At 57.6% G+C, this 19,816-nt stretch carries 18 protein-coding genes; 15 read left to right on the top strand and 3 right to left on the bottom strand.

What is annotated here, in order from left to right; genetic code table 11:
* Positions 1-3 precede the first annotated feature (3 nt).
* On the bottom strand, positions 4-1,245 hold the full coding sequence (locus tag SIC15_RS12040; RefSeq protein ID WP_412536006.1) for a hypothetical protein: 1,242 nt from the start codon (positions 1,243-1,245) through the stop codon (positions 4-6).
* Positions 1,246-1,415: 170 nt separating this feature from the next.
* On the opposite strand from SIC15_RS12040, the gene SIC15_RS12035 reads away from it, so the two are divergent.
* From SIC15_RS12035 to SIC15_RS11965, 15 genes are all read left to right on the top strand, one after another.
* Positions 1,416-4,103, top strand: a complete 2,688-nt coding sequence (locus SIC15_RS12035; RefSeq protein WP_412536005.1) for a hypothetical protein — start codon at positions 1,416-1,418, stop codon at positions 4,101-4,103.
* A gap of 22 nt (positions 4,104-4,125) precedes the next feature.
* The gene (locus SIC15_RS12030) at positions 4,126-4,878 is read left to right on the top strand and encodes an SH3 domain-containing protein (protein ID WP_412536004.1); all 753 of its coding nucleotides are present in this window, start codon (positions 4,126-4,128) and stop codon (positions 4,876-4,878) included.
* Positions 4,848-5,492, top strand: coding sequence for an outer membrane beta-barrel domain-containing protein (locus tag SIC15_RS12025; protein WP_069183329.1), 645 nt, complete (start codon positions 4,848-4,850; stop codon positions 5,490-5,492). The genes SIC15_RS12030 and SIC15_RS12025 overlap by 31 nt, the downstream gene beginning before the upstream one ends.
* Before the next feature lie 11 nt (positions 5,493-5,503).
* Positions 5,504-6,007, top strand: coding sequence for a TlpA family protein disulfide reductase (locus tag SIC15_RS12020; RefSeq protein ID WP_136631838.1), 504 nt, complete (start codon positions 5,504-5,506; stop codon positions 6,005-6,007).
* Positions 6,008-6,025: 18 nt separating this feature from the next.
* Positions 6,026-6,262, top strand: a complete 237-nt coding sequence (locus tag SIC15_RS12015) for a DUF4266 domain-containing protein (RefSeq protein ID WP_069183331.1) — start codon at positions 6,026-6,028, stop codon at positions 6,260-6,262.
* Positions 6,249-7,409 (top strand): DUF3570 domain-containing protein, encoded by a 1,161-nt coding sequence (locus SIC15_RS12010; RefSeq protein ID WP_069183332.1) that lies wholly within the window; start codon positions 6,249-6,251, stop codon positions 7,407-7,409. Before SIC15_RS12015 ends, SIC15_RS12010 begins: the two co-directional genes overlap by 14 nt.
* Positions 7,410-7,428: 19 nt before the next feature.
* Entirely contained in the window at positions 7,429-7,980 is a 552-nt protein-coding gene (locus SIC15_RS12005) for an AraC family transcriptional regulator (RefSeq protein ID WP_069183333.1), read from the top strand.
* 20 nt (positions 7,981-8,000) lie between these two features.
* Positions 8,001-9,935, top strand: coding sequence for a hypothetical protein (locus SIC15_RS12000; protein ID WP_412536003.1), 1,935 nt, complete (start codon positions 8,001-8,003; stop codon positions 9,933-9,935).
* The gene (locus tag SIC15_RS11995) at positions 9,928-12,813 is read left to right on the top strand and encodes a tetratricopeptide repeat protein (protein WP_412536002.1); all 2,886 of its coding nucleotides are present in this window, start codon (positions 9,928-9,930) and stop codon (positions 12,811-12,813) included. Before SIC15_RS12000 ends, SIC15_RS11995 begins: the two co-directional genes overlap by 8 nt.
* Complete coding sequence (locus tag SIC15_RS11990) at positions 12,800-13,369, top strand: tetratricopeptide repeat protein (protein WP_412536001.1); 570 nt, start codon at positions 12,800-12,802, stop codon at positions 13,367-13,369. The genes SIC15_RS11995 and SIC15_RS11990 overlap by 14 nt, the downstream gene beginning before the upstream one ends.
* Positions 13,370-13,384: 15 nt before the next feature.
* Positions 13,385-13,690, top strand: coding sequence for a hypothetical protein (locus SIC15_RS11985; protein ID WP_069183335.1), 306 nt, complete (start codon positions 13,385-13,387; stop codon positions 13,688-13,690).
* Positions 13,691-13,829: 139 nt separating this feature from the next.
* The gene (locus tag SIC15_RS11980) at positions 13,830-14,537 is read left to right on the top strand and encodes a MotA/TolQ/ExbB proton channel family protein (RefSeq protein WP_069183336.1); all 708 of its coding nucleotides are present in this window, start codon (positions 13,830-13,832) and stop codon (positions 14,535-14,537) included.
* A 25-nt stretch (positions 14,538-14,562) separates the two neighbouring features.
* A complete protein-coding gene (locus SIC15_RS11975; protein WP_023009970.1) occupies positions 14,563-15,075 on the top strand; it encodes an ExbD/TolR family protein in 513 nt (170 codons plus the stop codon).
* Positions 15,072-15,572, top strand: a complete 501-nt coding sequence (locus SIC15_RS11970; protein ID WP_064228964.1) for an ExbD/TolR family protein — start codon at positions 15,072-15,074, stop codon at positions 15,570-15,572. The genes SIC15_RS11975 and SIC15_RS11970 overlap by 4 nt, the downstream gene beginning before the upstream one ends.
* A 5-nt stretch (positions 15,573-15,577) precedes the next feature.
* A complete protein-coding gene (locus tag SIC15_RS11965; RefSeq protein WP_412536000.1) occupies positions 15,578-16,576 on the top strand; it encodes an AgmX/PglI C-terminal domain-containing protein in 999 nt (332 codons plus the stop codon).
* Positions 16,577-16,600: 24 nt separating this feature from the next.
* Here SIC15_RS11965 and SIC15_RS11960 read toward each other — a convergent pair whose 3' ends face one another.
* Both SIC15_RS11960 and SIC15_RS11955 read right to left on the bottom strand, forming a co-directional pair.
* Positions 16,601-17,965 (bottom strand): sodium:solute symporter family transporter, encoded by a 1,365-nt coding sequence (locus tag SIC15_RS11960; protein ID WP_412535999.1) that lies wholly within the window; start codon positions 17,963-17,965, stop codon positions 16,601-16,603.
* 63 nt (positions 17,966-18,028) lie between these two features.
* Positions 18,029-19,660: a diguanylate cyclase domain-containing protein gene (locus tag SIC15_RS11955; protein ID WP_412535997.1), complete on the bottom strand. Its 1,632-nt coding sequence runs from the start codon at positions 19,658-19,660 to the stop codon at positions 18,029-18,031.
* Positions 19,661-19,816 lie beyond the last annotated feature (156 nt).

Below are 19,816 nucleotides of genomic sequence, written 5' to 3'. Positions count from 1 at the left end.
TCCTCACTCCCCCATGCAATACACAGCGGATTCTGCGAATACCTGCTTCAGGTCGTATCCTTGGCTTGCGAAGCTGGCAACCATACTGCTTACCTGTGAACGGTCCGCGCTGTCTGACGGCGGTCGGAGACAGACATTCTCGAACACCTTCTTGACCTGGCACTCTGCAAAGGCGTCTGAATGGGCGAACTCCCTGCCCAGGCTCTTGGCACCGCTGCCCGAACCCGGCAATGAGGGATCCCATCCCAGTCGGCGATTGGCGCCCTGGCGCCAGTAGTTATCCCAGCTGTCGTCGGGCGTCACATAGCCCTGCTCGAAAGTTGCAGAATTGATGTGGTACTTGGCCTGAACCCGGGAGCCGGTTTCAGGATCCGTTTCGCCCATGGCGTTGTAGACCAAGCGGCCCAGCTCGCCATCAGGATCAGCATTGGCGTCGTATTCGTAATCGTAATAGGCAAACGCCTGGGCCATCGGGTCCATGCCGCTGTGGCAGCCAACGCAGTTGTTCAGGAATACCCGGCTGTCCCCTCCCGGGCTGCGGGACACGTCCTGGCGAATGCGATCTGGCGGCAGAGTAACGTCCGCTACCTGCTCAAGGTCGTTGCACATGTGGTTGATCAATGTGAAACGGAACATGGCACGGTTGGTACCGGCGCTGAAGAACGCCCGGGCTGAGGCTCTGGACGTAATAACGCCTGCGGTGGCAGCGGGGGGGAGGCCTGTGTAGGTCGACTGGTTTACCCGGACCAGATTGTCTGGATCGCTAAGGTCAACTGCTCTCTCCTCAAGCCAAACATAGTGGTTGTTGTTATTAACCGAATAGGGTGGGACGGCTAACTCTGATGAATTGCCCACGTAGAGCACATCATCGTAGAGGATTTTTCGGAAGTCTTCGTTTTCCCTCACTAAACCGATTACAGTCGCAATATAGTCGTTCAACGGAACGAACTTTGACATGGCCTCATTGGTCCAAGGTGCAGCAAAATTCTTGAGAGTCACGTTGTAAAAAGCGGGATCATCCATGGCTATGAACGCTGCACCCTCTGGATTGGAAGGAATAAGGCTTGCCATGGAATTCAGGACGCTTTCGGAAGGTGGCACGCCGGCAATCCGGTCGTGAATTCGCTTGGCCTGTTCTCTGGGGCCGGCCTGAGCAAGGCTTGCCTGTCCAGACACCAGTGCGACGAGAACTGCGGTACTGCAAGCCTTACTGAGACGGCTTCTGATCCTGTTCCGGGCGGTCATGTCCTTTCCCTCGGTTTTCATTAGCATCTGCACATTAATGCTTTTTGACAATTGTTAAAAGTTTACGGCTTGCTATATCCTTCGTTTTGAGTCGTAGGCCACGTTATTACATTGCGTTACGTAAAACCCTTGGAGCCTGCCATCGGAACCGACTTAATTTATGTCATGGAATGTCATCCGAAACAGGGTTTGTCACGTTGGAAATTAAGTCACCCAATCTGAACATCTGTCGCAGTGCTCGTCTGGCTATCGCGCTTGGCTCGTTTACTGCGCTTTCTGGCTGCCTTTCGAGCAGCGACAGCCAGCAGGCGGATCCGGTTGTTGTCGAGAACCCGGTGGCGTATGTCGAGCGACCTCTGCTTTTTGATGAGAACACCGGCGCCCTGGTGGAGGACAACCTCGCAGACCCTACGGCCTTCCGTCCCGGTGCCAGGCTGCTACTGAAGGCCAGTGCGACGGCCGATGCTGAAACACGGGATATCGCTTCCAGAGCGTTCGCCGGGCCGGAATTTCTCGATGACAACGGCCAGTTGCGTTACGACGTTAAAGATCTCCATGTCTCCCATGATGGCGCCAGATTGCTGTTCGCCATGCGCGCTCCTGAAATCGAGGACGCCGATGACGAGGATCAGCCAACCTGGAATATCTGGGAATACGACGTTAGTGCAGACACCCTGCGTCGGATCATTGGCTCGGACGTTACCGCACGCGCAGGCCAGGATGTTGCTCCCGCCTATCTGCCCGATGGCAGAATCGTTTTCTCCTCTACCCGTCAGCGGATCTCCAAGGCGGTATTGCTCGATGAAGGCAAGCCTCAATACTCCGGCCTGGACGAAGAGGGCGACAGCCCTGCGTTTGTCCTGCATGTGATGGACGATGATGGCGAGAACATCGAACAGATTACGTTTAACCAGAGTCACGACCTCGATCCCATGGTGGCTGACGACGGCACCATTGTGTTCAGTCGCTGGGACAATGCCGGCCAGACCCGAAACAACGGTGTAAACCTCTATCGCGTTAATCCCGATGGCACCGGGTTGAGATATCTCTACGGTCGTCATTCCCACGATTCCGTGCCTGAGGCGAACGGCATTCAGTATCTCCAGCCTCGGAAGTCGGACAGCGGCAATCTGCTGGTTCAGTTGCGTCCCTTTGAGAGTGATGATTACGCCTCTGTGCTGGCGGAGGTAGACGTCGAGCAGTTTGTCGAGGCCAATCTCCGCATCGACGGAACCGAGGGCACGGGTCAACAACCTCTGGTTCCCGGAGTGGGTCTGGACGGGCAGCTATCGTTGAAGGGCAGCTACGCATCGGTTTCTCCCTTGCTGGACGGGACCAACCGTTATCTTGTGAGCTGGACTCCCTGCCGTTTGCGGGAGGTAGCAACCGACCGGATTGTGAATTGCACGGATGATCGCCTGGAGTCGGAAGCGTATCTGCCCGCAGAGCCCGTCTACGGTCTCTGGCTTCTTGATATCAACAGCGAAACGCAGCGGCCGGTGGTTCCACCGGTGGAAGGTGTCCAGTTTGATGAAGCGGTCCTGATGAAAGAACGGCCCCTGGAAGGCTTCATTCCTGAATCGCAGTTTGCTGGTCCAGAAGGCGCGCTGAAGGATGCCGGTTACGGCGTTCTGCACATCCGCAGTGTGTATGATATCGATGGTGTCGATACCACTCCTGCAGGCATCGATGTTATGGCCGATCCGCTGCAGACACCGCCCGAAGATCGTCCCGCCAGATTTTTGCGTCTGGAAAAACCCGTCGCCATCCCCGATGAAAACGTCCGGGATTTTGATAACAGCGCGTTTGGCCGGAGCCGCGCTCAATTGATGCGGGAAATCCTGGGTTACGTGCCGATCGAGCCGGACGGCTCCGTGAAGGTGGCAGTGCCGGCCAATGTCGCGTTCGCCATCAGTGTGCTGGATGAGCAAGGCCAGCGAATCGGTGCGCGGCACCAGAACTGGCTGACGGTGCGTCCCGGTGAAACCCTCGAGTGCGCAGGCTGCCACAACCCGAACAGTCCTACGCCCCATGGCAGGCCGGATGCCGGACCTGATCCCGTATGGGGTGGGGCAGCAACCACCGGTATTCCGTTTCCGAATACCGACCCGGGCCTGTTCGCCGATATGGGTGAAACCATGGCCGAGGTGTTTGCTCGCATCAACGATATTCGCCGACCGACGCCGGATGTGATCTATGCCGATGAGTGGTCCGGTGATGCGGTGGATCCAAAGCCTGACAGCTTTTCCTATGCCTATGGCGAGCTGCAGACTCCACAACCTATATCTGGCGTTTGCGCCAGCGACTGGGCGCCGAATTGTCGGATTGTCATCAACTACGAGCAGCATATTCATCCGCTCTGGAGCCTGAACCGGGAGATAATTGATCCGGAGACAATGGAGGTACTCGTTACGACTTGCACCAGTTGCCATACCGACACCGATGCGGCCGACGCTCAGCAGGTGCCGGCTGGACAGCTGGACCTGGGCGATGGCCCGTCACCCGATGAACCGCTGCACTTCAACGCATACCGTGAATTGCTTTTTCCGGACAACAGGCAAGAACTTGTTAACGGAGCCCTGATCGACGTACTCGTGGACTCGGGAGAGGTTTTGAGGGACGAAGAGGGCAACCCCATTCTGGATGCCAATGGCAATGAGCAACCCATCTTCGTGACAGTGCCTGTGCAGGCTTCAATGTCTGTCAACGGCGCCCGTGCCAGTAATTTCTTTGATGTGTTTGCCGAGGGGGGAACGCACCGCGATTTCCTGACACCGTCGGAGCTCAGACTGATCGCGGAATGGCTGGATGTTGGCGGCCAGTATTTCAACAACCCGTTCGATGCCCCGGAAGACTGATCCAAGGACTGACACTCGCGCCATGCCCATTGCCATTCTCGTGTTTCTGTTGTTTTTTCCGGCCCAGAGCTGGGCTGGTTGGCTGTGGGGTCAGGGTGACGAGGACGTCGCGCAAGTGCAGGTGACCGAACCTTACATTGAATGGCGAACCGGCCCGGCAACTGGCTATCCGGTTTTTCACACCAGCGAGCAAGGGGAGTGGCTGACCATTCTTCAGCGCAAAACAAGCTGGCTAAAGGTTACTGACTCCCGGGGTCGGGAAGGCTGGGTAGCTGTTGCCGATATCGCCCAGACCGTGGACGCCACGGGTAACCGGGTGGATCTTCAGGTCCCGGATTTTGATTCTTTCAGTGATCGGAGGTTCGAGGCCGGTTTAATGATGGGCGAATTTGATGGTGCCGCCGTCACCGCCGGTTACGTTGGTTTCTGGATGACTCGGAACCTGTCTGCCGAGCTGTGGGCCGCCCAGATTCTGGGCAGTGCGTCGGAGATTCGGAAGGTCGATGCCAATCTGGTGCATCAGCCATTTCCACACTGGCGGGTATCCCCCTTCTTTACCCTCGGGGTCGGGCATATCTGGGTGGATCCCAAGGCCACCCTGGCTGAGCCGGAAGAGCGGGACAACGCTATCGGCCATGCCGGCCTTGGCATCCGGGCCTACATCACCGATCGATATTTCATCCGTGCCGAAGTGAAGGACTACAAAGTGTTCACTACCCGGTCCACCAACGAAGAAGCGACAGAATGGAAAATCGGACTAAGCATCTTTTTCTGAAACCAGCGTGCCTCGCGGCAGGGCTATGTGTAGCGGGTGTTGCCCAGGCCCAGGATGATCGGCCGCTGATCGAGCCTGACGTAACCCCGGTACCGGTTACCGAGGCAATGATCGACACCGAGAACTTTGAAATCGGCGCGTTTGTGGGTGTCCTGAACATCGAGGACTTCGAGTCGTCACTGCTCTATGGTGGCAAGCTCACCTATCACCTCAGTGAGTCTTTCTTCTTCGAGGCCGGAATCGGCTTCGCGGAGGGCGGAGAAACCAGTTTCGAAAAGTTGGCGGGTAACGTTGAAGTGCTCACCGATAGTGAGCGGGATTACAGCTATTACAACATCAATCTGGGCTACAACGTGCTGCCGGGGGAGGCCTTCCTCACCGAAAACTACGCGTTCAACACCAATTTCTATCTGATTGCAGGGGCAGGAGCCACCGATTTTGCCGGTGATACCCGCTTTACCCTGAACGCCGGTGCGGGCTACCAGGTGCTGTTGACGGACAGCGTTGCCGTTCACATTGGCGTGCGACAGCACTACTACCGAATCGACGTTCTGGGGGCCGAGAAAACCTCCATGAACACCGAGGTCAGCACTGGCCTGTCCGTCTTTTTCTGAATACAGGAGCAATGGTTATGAAAGCATCCATTCAATCACTCGCAGTCGCAGGCATTCTGGCCTGCCTGAGCCCGTTGGCGGGCGCCGAGGCAATCAATGTTCCGGCTCCGGATTTCACTCTTGAAAGCCGTTCCGGAGAGAACCTGAGGCTGGAAGATCACCGTGGGGAAGTGGTGATGCTGAACTTCTGGGCTTCCTGGTGTGGGCCCTGTCGCCAGGAGATGCCACTGATGGATGAGTTGTATAGCCAGTACAAGGATCTTGGCTTCACGATTCTGGCAGTGAATGTGGATGAGAATCGGGAGGAGGCACATCGTTTTCTGGACAAGGTGCCCGTGAATTATCCGATCCTCTACGATCCGGAGAGCTCGGTTAGCGAACTGTACGAAGTGCAGGCCATGCCCACCACGGTGATGATTGATCGTGATGGTAATGCGCGGTATCTCCATTACGGATACCAGCCGGGTTACGAAGACGAGTACGAACAGCAGATTCGCGAACTGGTGCGCGAGTAATTTTCGGACGGGACGTTTATGCGTAGTTTGTCGATCTTCACTGTCTCCGCTCTTCTGGCCGCCACGTTCGCGGTTTCCGGATGCAGCTCAGTCAAGCCATGGGTGAAACCTTACGAGCGGGATAATCTGGCGGACCCGGTCATGAGCCTGAGTCGTCATGGCAAAGCGGATTCCTACATGCACCACGTCTATCAGGCTCGGGAATCTGCCCGGGGGGCTGAAGGCGGTTCGGGAGGTGGTTGTGGCTGCAACTGACAGAAGACAGTTGGTGCGGTCAGGGTGCCTCCTGCTTGCACTGGCACTGTTTGGGCATTCTGCGATTGCAGCCACCCTTCCTGTCGACAACGTTGACGTTCTGTATCACCGCTATGACGGCGGGGGCATGGTCATCGATGGCCCATCGGTGTTGGTTCGAAAGGGTATCGGTTCCCAGGTTTCCCTGTCAGGCCAGTACTATGTCGATTCCGTTTCAGCGGCCTCGGTAGACGTTCTGGCAACGGCCAGCCCTTATGAGGAAGAGCGCAACGAATACACCTTTGGCGTCGATTATCTGCACGATAAATCCATTCTGAGTCTGGGCTTTACCAACAGCACGGAAAACGATTACGAAGCCAATACCGTCTATTTCTCGGTGAGCCAGGAATTCTTCGGGGGCATGTCCACGGTTACCATGGGCTATGCCAGTGGCTGGGACGAAGTGGGCCGGGTTGGCAACGATTCCTTCAGCGAAGAGGCCGATCGTCGCAACTATCAGCTGGGCCTTAGCCAGGTTGTTACTCGCAATAGCCTGGTAGGTGTCGATCTTGAAGTGGTCACGGATGAGGGCTTTCTGCAGAACCCCTATCGTCAGAATCGCTACATTGATCCCAACGATTCCACTGCGTTCCTCTACCAGCCGGAGCGTTATCCGGAAACCCGAACCAGTACTTCCGTGGCTTTGCGAGCGTTGTACTATCTACCGTACCGGGCCTCGATCCGAGGGGAATACCGCTATTTTTCCGATACCTGGGGCATCAATGCCCATACTGTCGAACTCGGATACGTTCACGGATTGAACCAGCACTGGACCCTTGAGGGCTCAATCCGCTTTTACAGCCAAAATGAGGCGGATTTTTACAGCGATCTTTTTCCGTTCGAGAACTCCCAGACTCATCTTGCACGGGACAAGGAGCTCAGCTCTCTCTCGGGGACAACCCTGGCAGCGGGCGCCGTCTATGAATGGAAGCAGACGTCGCTTCCCGGCATTGATCGCCTGCAGTTCAGCCTTCTGCTGGACTGGCTGAATTTTGATTATGACAACTTCCGGGATGTAACCGCACCCGGCGACTATCTCCCCGGAGAAGAACCCCTTTATTCCTTCGACGCGCTGGTCACCCGGGCGTCGTTGATTCTTGAATACTGAGCATGCAGGAAGAACGACCATGGCCACTTGCTTGAACCATCGATTTCCGGCTCTTTTGGCAGCACTGACACTTGCACTGACAGGGCCCGTGTTCGCCCAGACAGATACCGGAGCAGATGACGATGATACGGCCGTCGCCGAACAGGTGGAGGCGTTGAAAAAGAAGGTGATCCGGCTGAACCGGGACTTGTTCATCCTTGAAGAGGATCTGTTGTTTCCGGCCAACACCCAGGTTGCGGTGTTTCTCAGCGTGGATGCCGGAAAGTTCCTGAAGCTCGATGCAGTGAAGCTGAAGGTCAATGACGAGATCGTAGCCTCTCATCTCTACACGCAGCGCCAGGTCACGGCTCTTGAACGCGGCGGCATGCAGCGGCTGTACGTGGGTAACCTGAAAACCGGAGTTCACCAGATGACGGCGTTCATCGAGGGAATCGGTCCGGATGAGCGTCCCTACAAGCAGGCCGCGTCCCTGGAATTTGAAAAGGGCACCGGTACGGCCGCTCTGGAGATCCGCGTTGAGGATCGCTCTTCCAACTATCAGCCTTCCGTATCCATCGTGGAGTGGGAGTAAATCGCGTCGTGGGATTGATCGTGATCACGTCGTTTCGAGCGCTTCCGGTTTTTTTCACCGGTGCTTTGCTCTGGCTGACGATGGTTTCTCCGGCTCAGGCCGAAGATGTTCAACCAGAGCGTGCGAAGGACCTTCGTTACGGTTGGGCACTCTATGAATACCATCAGGGCAACGCCTTCGAGGCACTGACTCAGCTGGCGGTTGCCCGGGAACAGGGTGGCATTGAGGGTCACGGTGACCACCCGGCTCTGGTAGAGGGCGGGCTGATGCTCTCCTGGGGAATGACTCGTGAGGCCAGCCGTTTGTTCACGGAGCTGCTGGGCGATGAAGGTTCGGGCAGCACGCTCTCGCCCGATGTTCGCAATCAGGCCTGGTTCTACCTGGGCAAGGTTTTCTACCTGGAAGGTGATTACCAGCTGGCCAGCGAGAATCTGGGTCGCGTGGATGGCGACACTCTGGCTGAGGCCAACCATGACCTGTTCCGCGAGTGGATTTATCTGCAAGCCCGGCTGGCCATGATGTCTTCGAAGTTCGGAGAGGAATCGGGACTTGCGTCGCTTCGCGCGCAACTGGAAGACACTGATACCTGGTCCCTTTACCTCCGCTACAATTCGGCGGTTTCGGCTCTGGCTGCGGGAGAAGCAGTCGCGGCCGAGTCGGAACTGCAGAAACTCATTGCCATCATCGAACAGTCTATCGATGTTGCCGAACCAGAGGACGAGCGCGAGGGACTATTGGGCCGGGCCCGCTTGTCACTGGCCAGGCTGTATCTCAGGGACAATCGGTTCGACATGGCCCTGGAGGTTCTTGGGAACATACCCCTGGACGGGGTATTTGCCGATCAGGCCCTCTTTGACTACGCGGTAGCTGCCGCCGGGCAGGGCAGGCCGGAGCGGGCACTGGATGCTCTCGATACCCTCGCGAATCGCGATCTGTTTCTCCCCTGGCGCCAACAGGTGCCGTTTGCCAGGGCCTACGTTCTAGAGCAGATGAACCGGCCGAAGAGTGCATTGCCCGCTTTTCAAAAGGCAGCCGATCATTACCAGGCCCGGATCGAGGAGCTCGACGGAATCCGGGATAGACTCAGTGAAGAGAGCCTGATGGCGCAGCTGGATTTCAGCCGTGATAGCGACGGGATTCTTACGGATTCCTACGGGCGACTGCGTGTGGAGCCGACCGATTTCGGCATGGCGGAAGTGCTGGCATCGGAGACGTTCCAGCAGGCCCTCGCCGAACTGAACGAACTCTACCGGATGCAGTCCTTCATTGCTGAACGGCAGTCCCGGTTTGAATCCTTCCGAGTCATGCTTCAGACCCGCGAACAGCAACGTCAGGTTCGCATTGCCCAGACCCGTCGGGAGCTGGAAAACCAGCAAGCTGACCAGTGGCAAAAGCTACATCAGGCGTTCAGAGACAAGATATCTGCTGCGGTGTCCGAGGAAGACGCCGGTTTCTTCATGACCACAAAACAGAAAGCACTGAGGGACAAGCTCGATGAGGTTGAAGAAACCCTGGCGGGCTTGCCTGACGACGCGACCACCGACAGCCAGCGCGCGACCTATCAGAGGATGCGTGCCTACTTCGACTGGTGGATTGCTGATGATTACGGGGTGAACCGTTGGGCGGCGCAAAAGCAGTTGCGTGAGCTGGACAGTGAAATGGAACGCTTCCAGGTCCAACGGCAGCGGGTTGAAGCTCTGATGGCCGATGACAGCCGCCATGCCGAACTGGCTCGACGTATCGCTGCCAGTGAGCGGGAACTCGCGAACCTTGGGGCAGAGGTAGCCGATGCACTGGGGAATGCCCGGCGAGCTCTCGTGCGCCAGGTAGACAACATGCTTGCAGCCCAGCAGGAAGAACTGAACGGGTATCTGGTGGCCTCCCGCCATGCCCAGGCGAGGCTGGCGGATCAGCTGTTCCGTGCATCGCAGAGTGCAGGTGTTGCAGATGAATAACTGGGCGCCTGGAAACATCGTTAGAGGGCTTGTTATTGCCGGCGCCCTTGTCTTGGTCAGTGGCTGCCAGATGTGGCAGTCGATAATGCCCGTCGGCGACGAGGAAATGCCCCGGGTGCGTGAGGGCACCCTGGCAGCGCTGCCGGCAACCGACGTTCGGCAATCCACTGAAGGTGCAGACGCTGACAGTGAACAAGCGAGCGATGTCTCCATCGAGACGGTGATGAAAAGCTACAACGCGCTGTTGCCACTCGTGGACGATCCCCGTAAACAGGTCACGATACGGCATCGATTGGCCGATCTGGAGTTACAGCGAGCGGAGCGGAAAATGGCGGATACAGCCGTCGATGAGCTCTCCGGTGCGATTGATGCCTATCAGCGTCTTTTGTCTGAATATCCAGAACGCGAGGGCAATGACCAGATCTACTATCAGCTTGCCAGGGCCTGGGAACTTCGGGGGGCGACGCCCCAGCAGCTGGATGCGCTGAATACGCTGGTCCGCCGTTATCCGGATTCGGAATACTGGATTGAAGCCCAGTTCCGTCGGGGCGATCTGCTGTTCATCGATGGCCGGTACCAGGATGCTGAGCAGGCCTTCGACGAGGTTACCCTTGCCAGCCAGGAACGCATGGCCGATGCCTCGTTCCTTGTGAACGCGCATTACATGAAAGGCTGGAGCCTGTTCAAGCAAGCGCAATATCAGGAGGCCCTGTTCAGCTACGTTGAAGTACTCGATCTGGTGATGCCCGATGGGCAACCGGTTGGAGATGTGGACCAGCGGAGCCAGACCCTGATCGAGGATCTGTTCAGGGTAGTGGGTCTGTCACTGTCATACCTGGACGGAGCGGAAACCCTTCAGGCGCTGTTTCGCCAGACTGGTGGGCGTCCCTACGAAATTCTGGTCTACGACCGCTACAGTGAGCTCCTGCTGGAAAGGGAGCAGTACACTGACGCGATCGATGTCTATGAAGCTTATATAGAAGACCATCCGGCAAGCCCCTGGGCGCCGCGCTACCACATACGGATCATCGATACCCTGGAGCTTGCCGGCTTCACCCGGACTATTCCTGACAGAAAGGCCGGCTTTGTCAGCCTTTACGGTATCTACAGTGATTACTGGCAGTCAGCAGACCCCGATGCGATCGCCTTCATCGAACAGCAACTGGAACAGCTCTTGCCAGAGTTGGCAGACCGTCAGTATCTGCTGGCAGGGGAGGCCACAGATGATCAGCAGGCGGATGGTCACTACCGCAATGCCGCCCGTTATTACGCAGAATTTGCAGCCACATTCCCCGATCACCCCCGGACACCTGAGCGCCTTTTCCTCCTCGGAGAGACCTATCTGGAACTGGAAGACTGGCCGGCAGCCATCGCAGCGTTTGAGCGGGTTGCTTATGACTACCCCGGGGACAGGGTGCCCGAGCGCGCCGCTGAAGCAGGCTATGCCTCTGTGCTCGCCTTCCGGGAGTACGCAAAGACATGGGACAACCAGCCCGTATCGGACCAGAGGGCCTATCAGGAGTTGCAGCAATTGAATCGGCTGCGATTTGCCAACGCGTTCCCGGATGATCCCCGGGCTCCGGCCGTGTATTACATTGCGCTGCAACGGGAGTTTGATCAGAACAACTGGGAAGAGACGGTCAACATGGCAGCCCGTCTTGTTACCTGGCAGCCGGCACCTCCGTCTGACCTGACCACCGAAGCCCTGTTACTGTCTGGCCACAGTCTGTCTGAACTGGCGCGATACGCGGAGGCGGAGCAGGCCTATCGTGATGCCCTCGCCACCATGGCTGAAAACGATGAACGCAGAGGTAGTGTGCGCGAGAATCTCGCCGCAGCAGTCTATCGGCAGGCCGAGCAGCTGGCAGATGCCGGCAATGTGGAGGCGGCAGTCAGCGAATTCCTGCGAGTCGGTAGTGCCGTCCCCGAGTCCGTTTTGAGGGCAAATGCGGAATACGATGCTGCCTCACTTCTGATCACCGCCAATCTGTGGGATCAGGCTATCAGTGTGCTGACCAGTTTCCGGAGGTCTTTCCCGGATCACGAACTGATTGATACGGTCCCGGCAAAACTGGCGCTGGCCTATCGCGAAACGGAGCAGTGGGAGCGAGCCGCAGACGAACTTCAGCAAATGGTAGCCCTGGCGACAACGCCCGAAGAGCGTCGGGAAAATCTGCTGATTGCCGCAGAACTCTACGATCAGGCGGGCAACCGGGAAAAGGCGATCGACACCTGGCGCGACTATGCCAACAGCCATCCAGAGCCGGCGGATGTCTATATGGAAGCGGCCAATCGACTGTCCGAGCTCTATCAGGAAGAGGGGGACACAGAGAGACGGGATTATTGGCTGCGCAAGCAGATGGAAACGGTGGACGACGCCCCTGAGGCGGCGGACGATCGCATGCGTTACCTTGCGGCGTCAGCCTCGGCGACCCTTGCCCGGGAGGCACTTGCCCGGTATGACAGCATTCGCCTGACGCTCCCTCTGAACGAGAGCATGACTGCGAAAACCGATGCGCTGGAGAGGGCGGTGAATGCCTATCAGAAAACCGCCAGTTACGGACTCTCCTCGTTCTCGACCGAGGCGGGCTATCAGATTGCCCATATCTATGGACGCCTCGGCGCAGATCTGATGGATTCTGAGCGGCCTACCGGATTGAGCGAGCTTGAACTGGCCCAGTACGAGCTGTTGCTGGAAGAGCAGGCCTATCCATTCGAAGACAACGCCATTGGTATTCACGAGCAGAATATCCGGCGGGCCCGGGAGGGCATTTTTGATGAGTGGGTCAGGCGCAGTTACGAGGCGTTGAAAGTGCTGTTGCCAGGGCGCTACCGGAAAGAAGAAGTAACCTCGGGGGTTGTCTATGAGCTCGATTAAGACCTTCGGATTCTGTCTTGTCGTGATATCCGTGCTGTCTGGATGTGTGACCGCCCCGCCGCAGCCGGAGTCAGACGAACAAGCCGAGCAGGCGGTTCTTGAGGCGTCATTCAGCGAAGCAGTAAAAGCTATGGAGCGGGGAGATGTTGCCGAAGCCCGGTCCCGATTCGAGCAATTGGCCAGCGACTACCCGGAAAAGGCAGGGCCCATGGTCAACCTGGGAATCATTGCTTTCAACGAAGGCGACACCGAGACCGCCACGAAATGGTTTGAGGCGGCGCTGGCGGTAAATCCCGACCATGTCCAGGCGTTGAATCATCTGGGCGTGATTGCCCGGAACGCCGGAGAATTCGATCAAGCGGAGCAGTATTATCGCGCCGCACTGTCCTCGGATCCGAAATATGCCCCGGCGATCCTTAATCTCGCCTTTCTGCTCGATATCTACCTGGGTAATCCTGCTGGTGCCGTTGAACTTTACGAGCGTTATCAATCGGTTGCCGGCGAGACACACCCGAGACTGGAAGACTGGATCTTCGATGCGAAAAACCGAATCTGATGGGGAGAAGGTGATATGAAACGTCTCGTATTGCTCACTCTGGCTGCGTCCGCGCTGCTGCCTGCAGCGCCCATGCTGTATGCCCAGGACGCCCCGGGTGTTGTAACCATTGAAGGCACCCGCATTCGTGGTGACCAGGAAGTGCCTACTGTGATGTATCTGGTGCCCTGGCAGCCACCGCAAGTCGACGAGTTGCGAGCGCCGGAAGAACGCCTGATGGTCGACCAGGGCCTCGCGCCGCTGGAGCGCTATGAATTTCAGCGGTTCATCAGCTACCACCAGGCGTTTATCAAACAGAATCAGGCAGAAACCGGGGAATAGGATGTGATGCCTGTCACATCCTGTGTGTGTACCTGCGCAAGATTAAACAAACCCTCACACAGACTTTCGCGAACTTACCCGCACAGGGGCAGGACGCGCATAGACTGATCTGAAAACCGGACCATGGAGTGCCCAGAAAATGATCGATACCGCCGTTCGCTTCTTCCAGGAAGGTGGCTTTTTTATGTTTCCGATCGCCGTTGTGCTGATCATCGGACTCATTGTTGCCATTGAACGTTACGTCTACCTTTCCGCCCAGAAACTGACCAACCGTCGGGATTTCAACCGCCTCCACCAGATGATTGCAAAGCGCGATTTGAAGGGCGCACTGAATTATACTCAGGAGTCCGGTAGTGCCATGTCCACCATGATCGGCTTCGGCCTCCAGCGTCTGGCCCGCCGCCAGGGTCGCGAAGAGATCGAATACGCCATGGAAGAGGGGCTGCTGGATGTTATGCCCCGGCTGGAAAAGCGCACACAATATTTGGCAACGCTGGCCAACATTGCCACGCTGCTGGGCCTGCTTGGTACCATCATCGGTCTGATTGCCGCCTTTACCGCAGTAGCCGCAGCGGATCCGGCCCAGAAAGCAAGCCTCTTGTCCCAGAGTATCTCGGTCGCCATGAACACCACGGCGTTTGGCCTGATGTCAGCCATTCCGATGCTCCTGATCCATTCGCTGCTGCAGACCAAGACCAACGAGATTGTTGATAGCTTCGAGATGGCCGGCATCAAGGTTCTGAACCTTCTCAGCGATGGCTCCGGCAATAAGTCCGGTGCACAAACTCAGGGTCAGACTGCCGCTGCGCCGGCACAGGTAGCGACACCGGCCGGTAGCCCGGCCTGATAACCAGCCAGAAGGATGTCAGGCCATGAGACGGAAGCATCGTCGCCTACAAAGTGAGGCAGATCTCGACATCACGCCCTTCATGAATCTCATGATTGTGCTGGTGCCGGTACTGCTGCTGAACATGGTGTTTGCCCACACCAGCGTTCTGGAACTGAACTTCCCGACAGGCGAGAGCCTGTCGGCAGAGCAGGCCGAAGAACTGCAGATCCAGGTTGTGATCTATGAAGATCGGCTGGTTGTTGCAGATAACCAGGGCGGCGTCATCAAGGACATACCCCGGCGTGAGGGCGAGTATGATTTTGCTCTGCTCAAGGATGTCATGAAAGAGATCAAGAGTCGGGTGCCGGACAAGAAGGATGTGATCATCATGCCGTCCCGCCAGACCTCCTATCAGTCCCTGGTTTCCGTGATGGATACGGTACGCTCCTATGAAGCCGTAGTGGCCGGGAGTGTTGTAGAGGCGGAACTGTTCCCCGAAATCTCCCTCGGAGATGCGCCTGCCCAGGCCTCGGGCTCCGCGGAGGTGAGTTCATGAAAGAATCCGCGAAAGCCCGTCGTCTGAAGCGTCATTACCGGCGCAACAAAAGCCAGGGAAAAATGAACCTGGTGTCGCTGATGGATATTTTTACCATCCTCGTGTTCTTCCTGATGGTGAACTCTTCGTCTGACGTGCAGGTACTCAACCAGAACAGCACCATCAAATTGCCCGATTCGACTGCCCAACAACCCCCGGGTGATGTATTGGCATTAACGGTGACCGACAGGGATATTCTGGTCAATGGTCGACTGGTGGTAAAACGCGACGCCTTCCAGACCTTCGACGGGCAGGTTGAGCCATCCCTGAAGCAGGAGCTCGACTACCAGGCCAGCCGGTCGTCGGCGCCAGCGCCGGATGCAGGGCGTCCGATTACCATTCTTGCGGACCGGGAACTTCCTTACGAGCTGCTCAAGAAAATCATGTCCACCTGTGTGGACGCCGGTTATGCCAGCATTTCCCTGGCGGTTAATCAGCGTACGGAACAGGGAGCCTGAGCCTTATGGATTACCGGTATGGATTGCCCTGGAATCAGGAACGCGGTGAGCGAAAGCGGCTGCTTGCCGCAGCCGTTGTTGTGGTGCCTTTGTTCCTGGCTTTTGCAGGCTATGTCAGTTGGATAGAACTGCCAGAGCGGGACCGTGAGGAACAGGAGGCCTTGCCACCCCAACTCGCCAAACTGATCATCGAGAAAAAGGAACCGCCAAAACCGGTTGTGCCCGAGCCTGAGCCAGAACCACCGAAACCCGAGGAAAAGCCCGTGGAGCAGGCGAAGCCTGAGCCCGAACCGGAGCCCATTCCCAAACCGGTGGTTCCGGAACCTGAGCCGGAACCACAGGTAGCAGAAGAACCTGAGCCCAAGCCGGAACCGAAACCTGAAGAGGTGGCCAAAGCCCGGGAAAAGGCCAAGAACACCGGTATTCTCGCGATGGGGAACGAGCTGTCAAAACTCAGCTCCCTGGCAGAGTCGGTCAAGCTTGATGGGCCGGTAGCGAAGACTGCTGAACCAATTGCGCGGAAAACCGGCGATACGCTCGCAACCCGTGCTACGGAAAATACCCGGAGCAGTGGTGTCAACGAAGAGGCTCTGAACCGGGAGGCTCGTCAGGTTGCGCTTGCTGAGCGCCAGCGCGCAGAGGTTGCGGAGACAGAGCGGGTTGCCGCAGTGAAAGAAGCTGCCCGAAAGGAAAAGCAGGAGACCGCCGCCCGAACCCGAAGCAAGGAAGAGTTGCGTCGAACCATGGACGCCAACAAATCGGCAATATACAGCATCTACAACCGGGAGCTGCGACGGAAGCCTTCGCTCCAGGGGAGTATCACACCGGAATTGGTCATCGAACCTAACGGTGCGGTGTCCAGTTGCTCAGTGGTTGAATCAACGCTGAATGAGCCGGCGCTCGAGAACAAGATCTGTAACCGGTTGAGGCTGGTGGATTTCGGGGCGCGGCCGGGCGTCGACCAGACCAAGATCAGGTACCCGATTGAATTGCTGTCCAGTTAACCGACTGGACAGCATAACCTCCGCCTAGCGTTTCGGGGTCACAACCGCAATCGCGAGACTCACCAGACCGGAGCCTGCAAGGGCTCCAACGAATGGCATAAGGGTCGGAATGCTGCCCGGAAAACTCGCAGCTTCCAGACCTGCCATCAGGCTGCCACCGGAAATCCAGCCTGGCAGAATCGCTCCGAAAAGCCCTGCCAGGCAGCCCAGAATCGCCGCCCGAGTGGTCATCTTTCTCCAAAGTCCCATCAGCACCGGCAGCACCGCCGTGGCGCACAGCAGGTCGGCGATCAGAAACAGCCGTAGTACGGAAATGCCCTGAAGCGCTACCAGAACGACCGGAATCATCAGCAGCACAGTGAACCAACGGGCGCTGATTATGGACAGGCCCTGTTTCTCGGTAACCGCCAGGGAAGCAAGCGCGTTCTGCAGGGTATCCACCGACGAAGCGACCAGGGTGATGGCCAGAATAAGAGCCGGTAAAGCAAGCCATGCCGGAGCATCAGCGAGTAAGGCAAAGAACGGAATTGGAGGGCTGCCCAGGTCGGCGCCACGCATGGCGGCCAGGATTCCGAGCCCGCCCACTACGGCGACAACGCCGATGGTGACTGCGCCGCCTAGCAGAGCCCCACGACTGAGGGCACCGGTGTCACGGGCTGACCACAATCGTTGCCAGTATCCCTGGTGGAACAGGTTGGCGGCGGTTACCGCGATTACCAACGTCAGCGCCACGCTCAGAGATGCAGAGGTTGGTATGTCCGGCAGGGCGGCGGGTGTTGCGTCCGGGAGTTTGCCCAGGGCGACGAAACTGACAATGGCGAGCAAGCCGATCAGTAATAATGCCTGCCACTGATCGGTGACGATGCTTGCCCGGAGGCCGCCGACGGCCGTGTATATCAGTGTGGTGACCGCCACGCCAATAACCACAATGCCACCGTCTATGCCGGAGAGCAGCGCGGTAATGGCACCGATGGCGGTGAGCTCCGCGGTCAGGAAGCAGAGCATGTAGAGTACCGAGATCATTGAGACATAGCGGCGCACGCCATTGCCATAGCAGGCGTTGGCGAACTCGCCGATACTGCGTCCCTCGGGCAGGAATCGGCGGATGGCCGGGCCACAGAAGGCGAACACAATGAACGGCAGGGCGGCACCCAGGGCATAGCCTGCCAGCGCCAAAGGCCCGACCAGTGCACCTACCTCAGGCGGTGCAAATAGAATCCAGCCACCCATGCCGGAGGCAAGAAAAGAGAGTCCCAGGGCCCTGGCCCCCTGGCTGTTCCGCGCTGTTACGTAATCATCCAGGCTGCCGTCTGCAAGTCGGGCCCTGAGTCCCAGCCAGGCAAAAAGGATCATGGCAACCGCAATCGCCGCAAGGGTGGTATAAAACATCGGGGGATTCTCCGCCATTCTTCGAGCGGGCTATAGTGCCACAATGGCAAAGGCGGGGCGAGATCAGGCGCCCGCAGCAACCTCGGGGGTGAACAGCCGGAACAGATTGCGACCGTCCTGCTTGGCCCGGTACATGGCGATGTCCGCACCTTGCAGCAGCTCGGATGCCGTCGAGCCATCCTGGGGGTAAAGGCTGATGCCAATGCTCGAACCTACACGCTGAGTCGTGCCATCTATGCGATAGGGTTCCTGGTTCTGGGCGATCAGGCGTTCCGCAACCCGATAGGCATCATCAACATGCTCCAGATCGGGCAGCAGGACAATAAATTCGTCCCCGCCCAATCGGGCAAGGGTATCGTCCTCACGCAGACAGCTCTGGACCCGACTCGTGAACTGGAGCAGCAGTTCGTCGCCTGCGGCGTGGCCAAGTTGGTCGTTCACGTTTTTGAAATGATCCAGGTCCATAAACATGACGGCAAGCAGTGAGGAGCGTCGGTGGGCATGCCGAATAGCGTGCTCCAGTCGGTCTTCCAGCAAGCGTCGGTTCGGAATGCCGGTAAGCGCGTCGTAATAAGCCAGCTGGCGAATCTGATCCTCGTTTTTCCTGTTCTGAGTGATGTCGGTGAACAGCCCGGCGTAGTGGGTGGTGTTACCCTCGTTGTCGGTAATGGCGGTGATTGTCAGCAGCTCGAGGTAGAGTTCTCCGGTTTTGCGCCGGTTCCAAATTTCACCCCGCCAATAGCCATGGGTAACCAGAGAGTTCCACATCCGCTGGTAGAACTCGGTGTCGTGTCGTCCTGACGAGAGAATCTGCGGCGTTTTGCCGATAACTTCGTCCTGGCTGTAGCCGGTCAGGTGCGTGAATGCAGGGTTAACGAACTCAATGTTCACGTTCCTGTCCGTTACCATAATGCCCTCGAAAGAAGACTCGATGACTCGCTCTGCCAACTGGAGAGTCTTTCGGGACTGGGCAAGGGCGCGGTCTCTCTGCTCAAGAGCGTCTCGCAAATCGTCCAGATACATCTGTTCGGCGCCAGCGAGCATATCGTTGTAGCCAATCAGACCGGTCACTTCTCCCTGGCTATTGATTACTGCCAGATGGCGAATCCGGTGGTTGATCAGCAGGTCCCTGGCGTGAATCAACGGGTCCGACTCGCCAACGGTTAACAGCGGCCGGGTGGCGAGGTCAGAAGCCAATGCGTTGCCGGTATTACGTGCAATCAGGCGCACAATATCCCGCTCGGTCAGGATCCCGAGACCGCCGTCGTGGCAATCCACCACGATGGCATCTGCCTGCTGACGGTGCATGATCGCAGCCACTTCGGAGAGTGGCAGCTTGCCATCGGTGACGAGCGGGGGGTGGGTAATCGCAGTACTTACTTCCCGCAAGCGCAGGTAGGGTTCCAGCCCCTGATTCAGGGCTAGGTCAGTCTGGGAAAGAATGCCGGAGGGGGTGCCGGACTCATCGACGATCAGAAAATGGCGTTTGCCGGTTTCCCGGAAACGCAGTGCGGCTTCGCCAGCATCCATGTCGCAGGGGAGTGTCAGCACCGGGGCACTCATAACGGAACTGACCGGTCGCTCAAAGCTTTCCGGTCTGGAGAAATCGACGGTCAGGGCATCCCGTTCGGTCCAGATGCCGATAACCTTGTCATTATCAGAAATCAGAATCGAACTGACCGAGTTTTCAGCCATACGCGCGGCCGCCTCCGCGATTGACGTTTGCGGAGGGCAACGCAACAGAAGACCGCTGTGCATGATGCGGGATATCGGTAGCGGTCGCCCCATGGTCACTCCTGGTTTTTGTCGTTTTTGGGTCGGGCGTCTTGTTCTTGCCTTTAGAGGTAAAGC

Source organism: Marinobacter sp. MIT932201, assembly GCF_047123295.1.
Lineage (GTDB): Bacteria > Pseudomonadota > Gammaproteobacteria > Pseudomonadales > Oleiphilaceae > Marinobacter > Marinobacter salsuginis.
Note: the sequence above shows the minus strand (reverse complement) of the source record. Positions and strands in the feature narration are given on the sequence as shown.

Coding starts and splice junctions, on each gene's coding strand:
- SIC15_RS12025 (WP_069183329.1), top strand. CDS start 4,848: ATGGAAAATCGGACTAAGCATCTTTTTCTGAAACCAGCGTGCCTCGCG.
- SIC15_RS11975 (WP_023009970.1), top strand. CDS start 14,563: ATGAGACGGAAGCATCGTCGCCTACAAAGTGAGGCAGATCTCGACATC.
- SIC15_RS11965 (WP_412536000.1), top strand. CDS start 15,578: ATGGATTACCGGTATGGATTGCCCTGGAATCAGGAACGCGGTGAGCGA.
- SIC15_RS11990 (WP_412536001.1), top strand. CDS start 12,800: ATGAGCTCGATTAAGACCTTCGGATTCTGTCTTGTCGTGATATCCGTG.
- SIC15_RS12020 (WP_136631838.1), top strand. CDS start 5,504: ATGGTTATGAAAGCATCCATTCAATCACTCGCAGTCGCAGGCATTCTG.
- SIC15_RS11985 (WP_069183335.1), top strand. CDS start 13,385: ATGAAACGTCTCGTATTGCTCACTCTGGCTGCGTCCGCGCTGCTGCCT.
- SIC15_RS12030 (WP_412536004.1), top strand. CDS start 4,126: ATGCCCATTGCCATTCTCGTGTTTCTGTTGTTTTTTCCGGCCCAGAGC.
- SIC15_RS11955 (WP_412535997.1), bottom strand. CDS start 19,660: ATGGCTGAAAACTCGGTCAGTTCGATTCTGATTTCTGATAATGACAAG.
- SIC15_RS12015 (WP_069183331.1), top strand. CDS start 6,026: ATGCGTAGTTTGTCGATCTTCACTGTCTCCGCTCTTCTGGCCGCCACG.
- SIC15_RS11980 (WP_069183336.1), top strand. CDS start 13,830: ATGATCGATACCGCCGTTCGCTTCTTCCAGGAAGGTGGCTTTTTTATG.
- SIC15_RS11995 (WP_412536002.1), top strand. CDS start 9,928: ATGAATAACTGGGCGCCTGGAAACATCGTTAGAGGGCTTGTTATTGCC.
- SIC15_RS12040 (WP_412536006.1), bottom strand. CDS start 1,245: ATGACCGCCCGGAACAGGATCAGAAGCCGTCTCAGTAAGGCTTGCAGT.
- SIC15_RS11960 (WP_412535999.1), bottom strand. CDS start 17,965: ATGTTTTATACCACCCTTGCGGCGATTGCGGTTGCCATGATCCTTTTT.
- SIC15_RS12035 (WP_412536005.1), top strand. CDS start 1,416: ATGTCATCCGAAACAGGGTTTGTCACGTTGGAAATTAAGTCACCCAAT.
- SIC15_RS12005 (WP_069183333.1), top strand. CDS start 7,429: ATGGCCACTTGCTTGAACCATCGATTTCCGGCTCTTTTGGCAGCACTG.
- SIC15_RS11970 (WP_064228964.1), top strand. CDS start 15,072: ATGAAAGAATCCGCGAAAGCCCGTCGTCTGAAGCGTCATTACCGGCGC.